The sequence below is a fragment of the Bifidobacterium saimiriisciurei genome, from assembly GCF_010667655.1.
GTDB lineage: Bacteria > Actinomycetota > Actinomycetes > Actinomycetales > Bifidobacteriaceae > Galliscardovia > Galliscardovia saimiriisciurei.
In genome coordinates this window covers 48,613-61,961 of record NZ_WHZU01000013.1, presented here as the reverse complement: position 1 = coordinate 61,961, position 13,349 = coordinate 48,613, and the positions used below count along the sequence as shown (strand labels likewise).

The 13,349-nt window shown below is 65.3% G+C and carries 9 protein-coding genes; 6 read left to right on the top strand and 3 right to left on the bottom strand.

Annotated features, from left to right (window positions below; genetic code table 11):
• Nucleotides 1–5: 5 nt before the first annotated feature.
• A complete protein-coding gene (locus tag GFD18_RS08340; protein ID WP_225432999.1) occupies nt 6–2,654 on the bottom strand; it encodes a DNA gyrase/topoisomerase IV subunit A in 2,649 nt (882 codons plus the stop codon).
• 78 nt (nt 2,655–2,732) lie between these two features.
• On the opposite strand from GFD18_RS08340, the gene GFD18_RS08335 reads away from it, so the two are divergent.
• Nucleotides 2,733–3,950 carry an alkaline phosphatase family protein gene (locus GFD18_RS08335; protein ID WP_163199389.1) on the top strand — a complete coding sequence of 406 codons (1,218 nt, stop codon included), beginning with the start codon at nt 2,733–2,735 and terminating at the stop codon, nt 3,948–3,950.
• Between the two features lie 71 nt (nt 3,951–4,021).
• Here GFD18_RS08335 and sepH read toward each other — a convergent pair whose 3' ends face one another.
• Nucleotides 4,022–5,059: a septation protein SepH gene (gene sepH / locus GFD18_RS08330; RefSeq protein WP_163199391.1), complete on the bottom strand. Its 1,038-nt coding sequence runs from the start codon at nt 5,057–5,059 to the stop codon at nt 4,022–4,024.
• Between the two features lie 134 nt (nt 5,060–5,193).
• Here sepH and GFD18_RS08325 point away from each other — a divergent pair, with 134 nt between their 5' ends.
• From GFD18_RS08325 to GFD18_RS08315, 3 genes are read left to right on the top strand one after another with little or no spacing between them, the layout of a single operon-like run.
• On the top strand, nt 5,194–5,490 hold the full coding sequence (locus GFD18_RS08325) for a DUF4193 domain-containing protein (protein WP_100511352.1): 297 nt from the start codon (nt 5,194–5,196) through the stop codon (nt 5,488–5,490).
• Between the two features lies 1 nt (nt 5,491).
• Nucleotides 5,492–5,965 (top strand): dUTP diphosphatase, encoded by a 474-nt coding sequence (dut, locus tag GFD18_RS08320; RefSeq protein ID WP_163199393.1) that lies wholly within the window; start codon nt 5,492–5,494, stop codon nt 5,963–5,965.
• Between the two features lie 53 nt (nt 5,966–6,018).
• Nucleotides 6,019–8,349 (top strand): RelA/SpoT family protein, encoded by a 2,331-nt coding sequence (locus GFD18_RS08315; RefSeq protein WP_163199395.1) that lies wholly within the window; start codon nt 6,019–6,021, stop codon nt 8,347–8,349.
• Nucleotides 8,350–8,557: 208 nt separating this feature from the next.
• Here the strand turns inward: GFD18_RS08315 and GFD18_RS08310 are convergent, their stop codons facing one another.
• Nucleotides 8,558–9,955 carry a DUF349 domain-containing protein gene (locus GFD18_RS08310; protein WP_163199397.1) on the bottom strand — a complete coding sequence of 466 codons (1,398 nt, stop codon included), beginning with the start codon at nt 9,953–9,955 and terminating at the stop codon, nt 8,558–8,560.
• Between the two features lie 88 nt (nt 9,956–10,043).
• Here GFD18_RS08310 and hisS point away from each other — a divergent pair, with 88 nt between their 5' ends.
• Together hisS and aspS are read left to right on the top strand one after the other, a co-directional pair.
• The gene (gene hisS, locus GFD18_RS08305) at nt 10,044–11,429 is read left to right on the top strand and encodes a histidine--tRNA ligase (protein ID WP_163199399.1); all 1,386 of its coding nucleotides are present in this window, start codon (nt 10,044–10,046) and stop codon (nt 11,427–11,429) included.
• Between the two features lie 82 nt (nt 11,430–11,511).
• The gene (aspS, locus tag GFD18_RS08300) at nt 11,512–13,311 is read left to right on the top strand and encodes an aspartate--tRNA ligase (RefSeq protein ID WP_163199401.1); all 1,800 of its coding nucleotides are present in this window, start codon (nt 11,512–11,514) and stop codon (nt 13,309–13,311) included.
• Nucleotides 13,312–13,349: the final 38 nt, after the last annotated feature.

Here is a 13,349-nt window from a genome sequence, read left to right as displayed (position 1 = left end):
GGTGACTAGGCGACGAAGGCGATAGGGGCGGTCAGCTCCACACCCGATCCGTCACGACGCATATCGACGTTCGGCAGCTCCACCGGAACCCCCGAATCCGTGGCGGCGAACAGGGGCCACGGCCCCACATGGGCGAGGATCAGCGTGTCCTGCCCCTTGAGGAACCGCTGCGAACGCACACCGCCCGTGCCACGGCCCTTCGTGGGATACATTTCCAGCGGCGTCACCTTGGCGGCACCGTTCTCCGTGCCCTCCAACGCCTCCGAATCACCGGCCACGGTCAACACCACCGCACCGGACTGCGAGGTCAGGCCATCGGCGCCCTCCTCATACGTCCACGCCACCTTGCCGGCCGGCACCGTCGCGAACGCCGCCACAAGACGGCCCTCGGCAAGACGAATCCCCGCCATGCCGGCGGAATTGCGGCCCTGGGCGCGCACGTTGCCGGCCGCGAACGTCAGCAGGGAGGAGTCCGACGACACGAACACGATACGGTCGTCGTCGCCGGCCGGAGCCGCATGCAGCGCCACATCGCCCTCCTTGAGGTCGATGACCGACCAGGAATCCATGGTCGTGGGCGACTCCCGGTTCCAGCGCTTGACCACGCCGTTCCGAGTGCCGATGGCCAGCGGCGTGGAATCATCCAGCGACACCGCCGCAATGACATGCTCGCCATCGACGGGCTCGGTGCTTTCCGTCATCGTCAGCAGCTCGTCCGCGCGGACGCCGCCCTCCGCACTCAGCGTCTCCGCGGCCGGAAGCGACGGCAGATCGCTCACATGCGCCAGCACGAACCGTCCGGCCGACGTGACCAGACCATAATCCGACCTGGTCGTCGTCGAGAATATGGAGACGATCTGATCGTGCCGCGCACGCGGCGTGGCGACGGTGCGTGCCGCATATGCGTCCATCGCGCCCTGCGGCATACGGGCGATTAGTCCGGTGGCGCTCAGCAGCACCGTGCATGGTTCGTCCGCGATCGTCAGCGGCACAGACGCCGGGTTCGCCGCCGTCTTCGCGGTCTGCTGCACGGCGTTCGACGCGTGGGCCATGCCCTGCGCGCTCGCGATGATGGCGTCGGCGGCCGTGCCATCGCCGGAGGACGTCGACGGCGCCTCGCTTTTCACCGCGTGCAGGCCGCCATCCTCGTCCCGGTCGAGCAGCACGGTGCGGCGGGCATCGCCCCACTTCTCCACGGCGGCGTCCATCTCATCGACCACCACACGGTCGAGTCTCTCGTCGGAGCCGAGGATCTCCGTCAGCTCATCGATACGCCGGCGCAGGTCATCGCGTTCCGCCTCAAGCTCGATGCGGCTCATCTTCGTCAGCCTGCGAAGACGAAGATCGAGGATATACTGCGCCTGGACCTCGTCGAGGTCGAACACTGCCATGAGGCGTCCCCTCGCGGTGTCGGCGTCCTCGGAGCTGCGGATCACCTGGATGACCTCGTCGATATCGAGCATCGCCAGCAGAAGACCCTCGACCAGATGCAGACGCTCCTGCGCCTTGCGGCGGCGGAACTCGCTGCGGCGACGGATCACCGACCGTCGATGGTCGATCCACACCGACAGCAGCTCGCGAAGGCCCATCGTATGCGGACGGCCGTCGACCAGCGCCACGTTGTTGATGGTGAACGAATCCTGCAGCGGCGTATGGCGGAACAGCTGCGCCAGCACGGCCTCGGGATTGAAGCCCGTCTTCACCTCGATCACGATGCGCGTGCCGTTATGACGGTCCGTCAGGTCGATGGCTCCGGTGACCCCGTCGATCTTCTTGTTCTTCACGCCCTCGGAAATGCGTTCGAGCACCTTCTCCGGACCGACCATGAACGGCAGCTGCGTCACCACGATGCCCTTCTTGCGCGCCGTGATGTTCTCGATATGCGTCACCGCACGCGTGACGAACGAGCCACGCCCCGACCCATACGCGTCGCGGATGCCGTCACGGCCGATGATCACGCCGCCCCCCGGCAGGTCCGGGCCCGGGACGAACCTCATCAGATCGTCGACCGACGCCTCGGGATGACGCATCAGATGCTTCGCCGCGGCCACGACCTCGCCGAGATTATGCGTGATCATGTTCGTCGCCATGCCCACCGCGATGCCGGACGAGCCATTGACCAGCAGATTCGGAATGGCCGACGGCAGCACCTCCGGCTCCTCAAGCTTATTGTCGTAGTTCGGACGGAACCCCACGGTCTCCTCGTCGATGTCCGCGTTCATGCCGAGCGCGGCCGGCGCCAGACGCGCCTCGGTGTATCGGGAAGCGGCCGGACCATCGTCAAGGGAACCGAAATTGCCATGGCCATCGACCAGGGGAAGCCGCATGGCGAACGGCTGGGCCAGACGCACCATGGCCTCATAGATGGCCGAGTCGCCATGCGGATGCAGCTTTCCCATGACCTCGCCCACCACGCGCGCCGACTTCATATACGCGCGGTCGGGCGTCAGGTTCATCGCACCCATCTGATAGATGATGCGCCGCTGCACCGGCTTGAGACCGTCACGGGCATCGGGCAGCGCACGCGCATAGATCACCGAATACGCATACTCGAGGAACGATTTGCTCATCTCCTCGTTCAACGGCGTATCGACGATGTTCTCCTTGACCGAACGCGGGTCGAAGGAAGGCTTGGTTCTGTGCTTGGTGGCCAACGCGTGAACTCCTTACATGGGTGAATCGACTATCTATATTACGTCGTGTTGACCTGTGCAAGTGGTTCAATGGAACGTATGAGTGTGGAAGTGCCCGATACCAGCGACCTGTTACGTCTACGACCGACGGTGCACTACGACGTCGAAGCCGACGGCAGGGGAGGGGCACGCCACCTCGGCGCCGTGCTCCCCGCGATCAGCGACGCCATCGGGCATCCGACCCCCACGCCGATGCACCCCGACCCCCACGCGCTGCGCGAACGGCTGGGACTGCCCGACGCCGCCAGCGCCATCGTCGTGCTCGTTGACGGACTCGGCTACTGGAACATCGCCATGCGACGCGGCCACGCCCCCTACCTGCGCTCCCTGATGGGCGACTCCGTCGGCGAAAGGCCCATATCCACCTGCTACCCCAGCACGACCGTGGCCGCCATGAGCACATTCGGCACCGGCACATGCCCCGGCCTGACCGCCATGACCGGCTACACGCAGATGAACACCGAAACCGGGCAGATCTGCCAGCTCATCCAATTCAAGGACGCCGTCGAACCCGAACGTCTGCAGACCCAGCCCACCATATTCGAACGCCTCGCCGCGCAACACGTACGCGTGACCTCGTCCGGTCTGCCGAAATTCGCCTCCTCGCCACTGACCATGGCGGCGTTCCGCGGCGCGGACTACATATCGAACGTACTGCCCAAAGACCGCGTGATGGCCGCCTGCAACGCCGCCCGCACACCCGGACTCACCTACCTGTACATCCGCGACGCCGACAAGACCGGCCACAACTACGGCTGGAACTCCGACAAATGGATAGGCGCATTCGAACGCATCGACGCCCAACTCAACGCACTGCGCAGAAACGCCCCCAAAGGCACCCTCATCGTCATCACCGCCGACCACGGCATGGTGAGCTCATCGCCGGAACAACGCATCGATATCGCGACCGAACCACAGCTCTCCCGCGGCGTCGCAGCCGTCGGAGGCGAACCCCGCGCCGTCATGCTCTATGTCGAGGAAGGAGAGAACCCCGACGACGTCGCCGACCGATGGCGAGAACGGCTCGGAGACCTCGCACTGGTCCGCACGCGCTCGCAAGCCGTCGCCGACGGCGTCTACGGACGCGTCGACGACAGGGTGCTGCCGATGATCGGCGACGTGCTCGTCAGCGCCGCGCAGCATGTGACCGTGGTCGACTCCCGCATACAGGCCGACAAGGCGACGAGGCTTCCGTCGGTCCACGGCTCGCAGACCGGCCTCGAGATGGACATCCCCTTCCTCGTGGACATGGCCTGACCCGGCCGCACCGACTTCGTCGTCGTAAGTCCGCACGGCCGGGGCTGCTTCGTGGCGGTACCTGTTTTCGGCTATTCGCCGAACAGGATCTCATCCCAGCTGGGCACGGCCGAACGGCGTCCCTTGCGCTTCTGCCGCGCGTCGTCGGCGTCGCCCTCCTGCGAGGCAGGTACCAGCGGCGGCAGAGACGCGTCTCCGGAGGCCGTCGTCTTGGGCGAGTCGTGGCCGTCCGACTCCGACTGGTGCGCGGAGCCGGCGTCGCCGTACAGCCAGGAGCCGGTGGCCTGCGCGTCGTTGGGCGTGGAATCGGACCTGTTCGCGGCATTCGCGGAAGCGGTGGTCCTGCGGTCATGCGCGGCGGTCTGTTCCTCGGACGGCAGGGGGACCGGAGCGGTCTTCGCGGCGGGGGGAACCGCCGAAGTGTCCACGATGCGGACGCCATCGCCATCAGTGGCGGAACCGGCGGAAACGGGAATCGGCCCGAACCCGTCGTCGAACAGGTCGTGGCTCGCCGCCGCCTCGAACTCCGCGGATTTCAGGAGCTTGCGCGCCGTGGGGTTCATGGGCGTGACGGAATTGTCGCGCATGTCCCACGACCATTCGGCCTTGATGGGCCGGCCGGCCGTCTCGAACGAGGCGTGGATGCGCCACGGCTCCCTGCCGTTGCGGGTGGCCTGCCATTGCACGGAGTCCATGGAGACGTGCGCGCCCCGCAGCGATGACGCGATCATGTCGGAGACGCTGCGGTTCTTCGCGATGCCCGGCACCGGAGCCGAGAAGAACTGGCTGATGGCGTACTTCTTCTCCGTCTCCACCGGCTGCGCGAACCGGCGCACCAGCGCCTCGCCCACCGAATAGTTGCGCGCCACATCCTCCGGGGGGTAGCCGGCGCGGATCATGGACTGGATGGTGGAGATCGGTATGGTGGCGCTGGCCTGCGGGTCGGGGGAGCCCTCCCGCTCCTGTCTGATCTGCTTGCTGGCGAGTATTCCCTGCTCCAGCCGGTCGTCGACACGCACCGCGAATGTGTTGCCGTCCACGGAGAACACCAGGTCGCCGTTTTCGCTGACACGTTCGAAATGCGCCACTTTGAGCGTTTCGTTCGACATAAAAGCACCCGACTTCCAGAAAAGTTTGCTGATTACTTCTATTGTGCCCCACGTGTCGTATTTTGCGGGTATTTGAAATCGTGTATCCTATGGCGCAGAACACGACACAAGTTCTATGGGAAAGGAGTTCACTCATGGCACAGGATTATGATTCCCCGCGCAGCAAGGACGAAGACGAGGAGTCCATCGAGGCATTGGGCAAGAGCTCGCGTCAGAGCCAGGCGAGCGACATCGACGACGACGAGAACGCCATCGCCGAGGACTACGAGCTGCCGGGCGCCGATCTGAGCAATGAGGATTCCTCGGTCACCGTCATTCCCATGCAGGGCGACGAGTTCGTCTGCTCCGAGTGCTTCCTCGTCAAGCACCGCAGCCAGCTCGCCTACACCACCGCCGATGGCGAGCCGGTGTGCGAGGAGTGCGCTGACTGACATGGCATTCGACGAATCGTACGACGGGCCGGAGAACATCGAGGTGCTGGTCCGATCGCTTGACGGCGGACCGGCCGCACTGCATTACGCGCATGCCGGGGACGCCGGCGCCGATCTGACCACCACCGTGGACGTCGAGCTCGCCCCGTTCCAGCGGGCGCTGGTGCCCACCGGAATCGCCATAGCGCTGCCCAGCGGGTACGTGGGGCTCGTGCATCCGCGCTCCGGGCTCGCCGTCAAGCAGGGCGTGACCGTGCTGAACGCGCCGGGAACCATCGATGCGGGGTATCGCGGCGAAATCAAGGTGCCGCTCATCAACCTCGATCCGGAGCACACGGTGACGTTCAAGGCCGGGGACCGCATCGCACAGCTGGTGATCCAGCGTTACGTGGAGGCCAGGTTCATTCCGGCGGAGAAGCTGCCCGGATCGGACCGCGCCGAGCGTGGTTTTGGCTCCACCGGCGTGAAATCGTGAACCGAACGGTTACAATAGTCAGCACCATTGGCGTGTAGGGAGAGGAGCGAAACATGGCTGAGCATGCCGTCGACAAGCCAAAGGACGTCTCCGCGCACGAATTGGGGTGTGAGATCAGCGACGATCCGCTGAACCCCCTGCTGCCCATCTGGCAGATGTGTGAGATGCATCATCCCGGCGAGGACCTTTCCATCCTGCAGCGCGCGTATGACCGCGCGGTGGTGCAGCATGCGCCTCAGCGGCGCAAGTCGGGCGAACCCTACATCATCCACCCCCTGGCCGTTGCGCAGATCCTGGCCGATCTCGGCATGGGGCCGCTGGTGGTGGCCGCGGGACTTCTGCACGACACCGTGGAGGACACCGACTACACGCTCGACGAATGCCGCAAGGAGTTCGGCGACACGGTCACCGGTCTCGTCGACGGCGTCACCAAGCTCTCGAAGATGGACTACGGCGACTCCGCACAGGCGGAGACCATCCGCAAGATGGTCGTGGCCATGAGCCGCGACGTACGCGTACTGGTCGTCAAGCTCGCCGACCGTGTGCACAACGCCCGCACCTGGCGTTACGTGAAGACCTCCAGCGCCCAGCGCAAGGCCCGCGAGACCCTTGACGTCTATGCGCCGCTCGCCAACCGACTGGGCATGAACGCCATCAAGACCGAACTCGAGGAACTGAGCTTCAAGGTGCTTTATCCGAAGATCTACAACGAGATCGTGGTGCTGGTGGCCCGTCGCGCCGGCCAGCGCGAAGTGTATCTCAAGCAGATTCTCGAAGAGGTCAACGCCGACCTGAAGAAGCAGAACGTCAAGGCCTATGTGACCGGACGCCCCAAGGACTACTTCAGCATCTACCAGAAGATGATCGTGCGAGGTCACGATTTCGAGAACATCTACGATCTGGTCGGTGTGCGCATCATCGTCGACTCGATACGTGACTGCTATGCCGCCCTCGGCGCCGTGCACGCACGATGGAACCCCGTCCCCGGACGGTTCAAGGACTACATCGCCATGCCGAAGCTCAACATGTACCAGTCACTGCATACCACGGTCGTGGGGCCCGGCGGCAAGCCCGTCGAAATCCAGATTCGCACCTGGGACATGCACCGACGTGCCGAATTCGGCATCGCCGCCCACTGGAAGTACAAGGAGAACGGTCAGGCCGGCCGTGCGCTGTCTTCCCCCGACAAGGCCGACCTCAAACGCGAGAACGGCGAGGAGTACCGCGAGCTTTCCGAGGCCGACAATCTCAAGTGGATTCAGCAGCTCGCGGACTGGACGAGCGAGACGCCGGATTCCGACGAGTTCCTCGGTTCGCTCAAGCAGGACCTCGGCTCGGCCGAGGTGTATGTGTTCACCCCGAAGGGCAAGATCGTCTCGCTGCCCGCCGAGGCCACGCCGGTCGACTTCGCCTATGCCGTGCACACCGAGGTCGGCCACCGCACCATGGGCGCGCGCGTGAACGGGCGTCTGGTGCCGCTCGACACCAAGCTCGACAACGGCGACACGGTCGAAATCCTCACCTCGAAGTCCGACACCGCCGGTCCATCGCGCGACTGGCTGAGCTTCGTGAAAAGCCCCAAGGCCCGTAACAAGATTCGTCAGTGGTTCAGCAAGGAGCGCCGCAGCGAAGCCATCGAAGAGGGCCGCGAGGAGCTGACGCGCGCCATGCGCAAGCGCAACATGCCCATCTCCACGCTGCTGACACCCGAGGCGCTGATCGGCGTGGCCGAGGAGCTGAACTACCCCGATCCGAACGCCGTCTTCGCCGCCATCGGCGAAGGGCAGGTCTCCACGCAGAACGTCATCTCCCGACTGGTCAAGGACGTCGGTCCCGCCGAGGTCGACGACGAGGTGGAGCAGGAGGCGCTTCCGTTGCAGCGCGTACGCAACGTGGACGCCGCCCCGGGCGTGTCGGTCAAGGGCGTGGACAACATCTGGGTCAAACTCGCCAAATGCTGCATGCCGGTTCCGGGCGACACCATCATCGGCTTCATCACCCGCACGCAGGGCGTGTCGGTGCATCGCGCCGACTGCCAGAACCTGCTCGATCTGAAGAAGCACCAGCCCGACCGCATCGTCGACGTCTCGTGGACCAGCGCCAACGGCACCTTCCTCGTGAAGATCCAGGTGGAGGCGCTTGACCGCCCGCATCTGCTGTCGGACGTCACCCGCATGCTGTCCGACCATGGAGTGAACATCATCTCCGGTTCCATCGCGACCGGCGACGACCGCGTGGCCACGAGCCAGTTCGTCTTCGAAATGGCCGACCCGCAGCATCTCAACACGCTGCTGGCGGCCGTGCGCAAGATAGACGGCGTATTCGACTGCTACCGCATCACCGGTGCCAAGGACAGCGCCGAGCCCAAGCTGCGTCACATGTGACGGCAGCAAAGGTTTTTTGTTTTTCGCGCGACAAAGCAAAAATTTCGAGATTCCGTTGAATGGAAAGGGGTCCGGACGGTTCATTCCGTCCGGACCCCTTTCCATCCACAATCGTTTCCTTTGGCGTTTTATGCGCCACGGTGACATCAAAAAAAAAGGGCAGGCGCGCCAATATGCGCGCCTGCCCTGGCGGAGCTTTCGGTGAAGACTACTTCACCGCGTTGAGCCACTGCTCCTTGGTGGCCTTCTCGGCCTCGAGCGCGGCCTTCTTCTTCGGATCGGTCGCGGCGGCGATCTTCTTGTCGAGCTCGGCGAGCTGGGCGGTGAGCTGCTCCTCGAAGCTGGACTTGCGGGCGTCGGTCTCCGGGTCGGACTGCGTCCACTCGGCGTCCTCGACGGCCTTGATCTGCTTCTCCACGTCGTCCAGACGGCTTTCGATGCGGTGCACGTCGCCACGCGGCACGTAGCCGATCTCATCCCACTCGTCCTGGATCTTGCTCAGCGCCTGACGCGCCTCCTTGGCGGCCTTCACGTCCTTGACGGGCAGCAGGGCCTCGGCCTTCTTGAGCAGCTCCTCCTTCTTGGCGAGATTCTCCTTCTCGCTGGAGCTGATCTGGTCGCGGTCGGCCTGACGGGCGTTGAAGAACGTGTCGGCGGCCTCGCGGAACTTGGCCCACAGGGCGTCATCGTCGTTGCGTCCGGCGCGGCCGGCCTTCTTCCAGCGATCCATCAGGTCGTTGAACTTGCGGGAGGTCTCGCCCCATTCGGTGGAGTCCTTGATGGCCTCGGCCTCCTGGATGATGGCCTCCTTGGCCTTCTTGGCCTGGGCGCGCTCGGCGTCGCGGTTCTGGGCCCACTTGCGGCGCGACTGGTTGAACGTGGTGCGGGCGGTGGAGAACCGCTTCCACAGCGCGTCGGCCTGCGGCTTGTCGATGCGCACGCTGTTGCGCTGATGGGCCTGCCATTCGTCGAACAGGGCACGGAACTTGTCGGCGGTGGAACGCCAGTTCGTCTTGTCGCCCAGCGAGGCGGCCAGAGCCTCGGCCTTCTCCACGATCGCGGTGCGCTCCTCCACGGCCTTCGCGACGGCGGCCTTGCGCGCGGCAGCCAGCTCGTCCTTCTTGGCCTTGCCGGCGGCCTTGAGCTCCTCCAGCTGGGTCTTCAGCGAGGCGATGTCGCCGACCACCGGCGGGTTGTCGACCTCCTGCTCGAGCAGCTTGAGGGATTCGTCGATCTCATGGGCCTTGATGTTCGAGGCGTTCAGGCGCGTGGCCAGGAAATCGAGCTTGGCCTTGAGGTCAAGGAAGCGGGTGGCGTACAGCTTCAGCGCGGCCGTCTTGTCGGCGTCGGCGAACTGGCCGACCTCGCGCTCGGAATCACCGTCCTTGACGAACACGGTGCCGTCGTCGGCGACGCGCCCGAACGCCTCGGCCTTGGCGATGTCCTCGTCGGAATACGTGCTCTTCACCACCGCGACCTTGGGGGCCTTCTTGGCGAATGCCGCCGGCGACGGCGCATGCGGTTTCGGCGCCGCCTTGGGGTGTGCGGCGGGCTTCGCCGCCGCTGCGGATACGTTCTCGGGTGTGGTTGCAGTCTCGTCCGACATGGCCAGCTCCTTGTGTTAATGCGTGAGAGAGATGGGAAGAACCATGAAAGCCACGGTTTTTCCACAACTAGACCTATTATATGGACTCGTGGCAAAAGGTGCATCATTATCAGGTTTCCCGGAGTGGCTCCCCGAAGAACGGGTCGTCGAGCAGCGCGCTATCGACACGCTCCGCAGGATTTTCGAACTCAATGGATTCCTCGGCATCGAGACGAGGGCTGTGGAACAGGGCTCAAGCCTTCTGAAGAAGGGCGAGACCAGCAAGGAGATCTACCTGCTGTCCCGTCTGCAGGAGGTCGGTCAGGAGAACGACACGCCCGTCGAGGACCGGCTCGGTCTTCACTTCGATCTGACGGTTCCGCTGAGCCGCTATGTCGTCGAGCATTCGGGCGACGTCGTGTTCCCGTTCAAGCGGTGGCAGATCCAGAAGGTCTGGCGCGGCGAGCGCCCGCAGGAGGGCCGCTTCCGCGAGTTCATCCAGGCCGACATCGACGTGGTGGGCAACGGCGACCTGCCGTCCCACTATGAGGTCGAGCTGCCGCTCGTCATGGTCTCGGCGCTCGAGGCCCTGCGCGAGTTCGGCCTGCCCAAGGCGACCGTCCACGCCAACAACCGCAAGCTTTCCGAAGGCTTCTACCGCGGCCTCGGCCTCACCGACATCGAAGGCGTCCTGCGTGAGATCGACAAGCTCGACAAGATCGGCGCCGACGAGGTGAGCAAGCTGCTCGTCTCCGAATGCGGCGCCAATGAGGCGCAGGCATCGGCGTGTCTTGAGCTCGCCGGCCTGAGCGCGGCCACCGGCGAGGAACTGGGGGAGCGCTTCCGCGAACTGTGCGCCAGGCACGGCATCGAGGAGTCTTCCGACGCCTACCAGCTGGCGAACGAGGGACTCGCCACGCTCGCGATGATCGTCGACGAGGCCGCCCGTATCCGTCCGGGCGCCGTCGTGGCCGACCTCAAGATCGCCCGCGGACTCGACTACTACACCGGCTCCGTCTACGAGACCTTCCTCGACGGCGCCGCATCTCTCGGCTCCATCTGCTCGGGCGGCCGCTACGACAACCTCGCCACCCAGGGCAAGAAGAAGTACCCCGGCGTCGGCCTGTCCATCGGCCTGTCCCGACTCGTCTCCTACATGCTGCACACCGCAGGGGCCAAGGCAAGCCGCCAGTCGCCGGCCGCCGTGCTCGTGGCCGTGTGGAACGAGGACGAACGCAGCCAGGCCAACCGCATCGCCGAGGCACTGCGCTCCCGCGGTATCGCCACCGACGTGGCCCCCACCGCGGCCAAGCTCGGCAAGCAGATCAAGTACGCCGACAAGCTGGGCATCCCCTACGTGTGGTTCCCCGGTCAGGACGGCGCCCACGACGAGGTGAAGAACATCGTCTCCGGCGACCAGGCCAAGGCCGACGCCGCGACGTGGACGCCGGACGAGCAGGTCGCCCTGCAGACCGTCGAATACAGGGAGAAGTGACGGCTCACAACCCGTTACCGTCCCACAGCGACGATTCGATATAATACGTGAGATTTCAACCCATAAAAGGAATAGAGGCACAATGAGCCAGACGGCTTACAGAACACAGCACGCCACCGAGGTGACCGAGGCCCTCGTCGGCCAGAAGGTCACCCTCGCCGGTTGGGTGGACCGTCGCCGCGACCACGGCGGCGTCGCGTTCATCGATCTGCGCGACAGCACCGGCCTGGTGCAGGTCGTCATCTACGACGAGGAGGTGGCCCGCCCCCTGAGGAGCGAGTTCGTCATCCAGGTCGTAGGCGAGGTCCGCCTGCGTCCGGAAGGCAACGAGAACGACCATCTCGCCACCGGCAAGATCGAGGTCGTCGCCGAGAACATCGAGATCCTCGCCAAGTCCGACGCCCTGCCCTTCCAGGTGTCCACCGCGCTCGAGAACGAGTCCGAGAACAAGCTGCCCGGCGAGGACGTGCGACTCAAGTACCGCTACCTCGACCTGCGCCGCCCCTCCATGCAGCACAACCTCAAGCTGCGCTCCGACATGGCCAAGGCCGCCCGCCACGCCCTCGAGGACATGGACTTCACCGAGGTCGAGACCCCGACCTTCATCAAGTCCACGCCGGAAGGCGCCCGCGACTTCCTCGTGCCCGCCCGCCTCGTGCCCGGCTCCTGGTACGCGCTGCCGCAGTCCCCGCAGCTCCTGAAGCAGCTGCTCATGGTCTCCGGCGTCGAGCGCTACTACCAGCTCGCCCGCTGCTACCGCGACGAGGACTTCCGCGCCGACCGCCAGCCCGAGTTCACCCAGCTCGACATGGAGATGGCCTACGTCGACCAGGAGGACGTCATGGCCATGGCGGAGAAGGTCATCGCCGCCATCTGGAAGTCCGCCGGCTACGAGGTCCAGCTGCCGCTGCCGCGCATCAGCTGGCAGGACGCCATGGACAAGTACGGCTCCGACAAGCCCGACCTGCGCTTCGGCAACCAGATCGTCGAACTGACCGAATACTTCAAGGACACCCCGTTCCGCGTGTTCCAGGCCGCATACGTCGGCGCCGTCGTCTACAAGGGCGCCGCCGACCTGCCGCGCCGCAAGTTCGACGCATGGCAGGACTGGGCCCGCCAGCGCGGCGCCAAGGGCCTCGCCTACGTGCAGTTCACCGCCGACGGCACCCTCAAGGGCCCCGTCGCCAAGAACCTCTCCGACGCCGAGCGTGAAGGCCTGCGCGAGGCCGTCGGCGCCGAGCCCGGCGACGCCGTGTTCTTCGCCGCCGGCTCCCGCGAGTCCTCGCAGCTGCTGCTCGGTGCCGTGCGCGTCGAGATCGCACGCCGCCAGGGCCTGCTCGACCCGAAGAAGTTCGCCTTCACCTGGGTCGTGGACTTCCCGCTGTTCAAGCCCACCGACGATCCCGATGACGACGACGTCGCCGTCGGCCACTCCAAGTGGACCTCCATGCACCACCCCTTCACCATGCCGAGCGCCGACTGGATCGACAAGTTCGACAAGGACCCGGAGCATGCCATGTCCGACTCCTACGACATCGTCTGCAACGGCGAGGAGATGGGCGGCGGCTCCGTGCGTATCCACCGCGACGACATCCAGAACCGTGTGCTCGACGTGCTCGGCATCACCAAGGAGGAGGCCGACGAGAAGTTCGGCTTCCTGCTCGAGGCCTTCAAGTACGGCGCCCCGCCGCACGCCGGCATCGCCCTCGGCTGGGACCGCACCGTGTCGATCCTCGCCGGCGCCGACTCCATCCGCGACGTCATCGCCTTCCCGAAGGCCGGCGGCGGCCGCGACCCGCTCACCGGCGCCCCCGCCCCGATTTCGGACGAGCAGCGCGCGGAGACCGGCGTCGATTACGACCCGGAGGAAGACGAGGACTGATGAAGACTGATTGATGGAGCGTTAGCGGCGTCATTGCG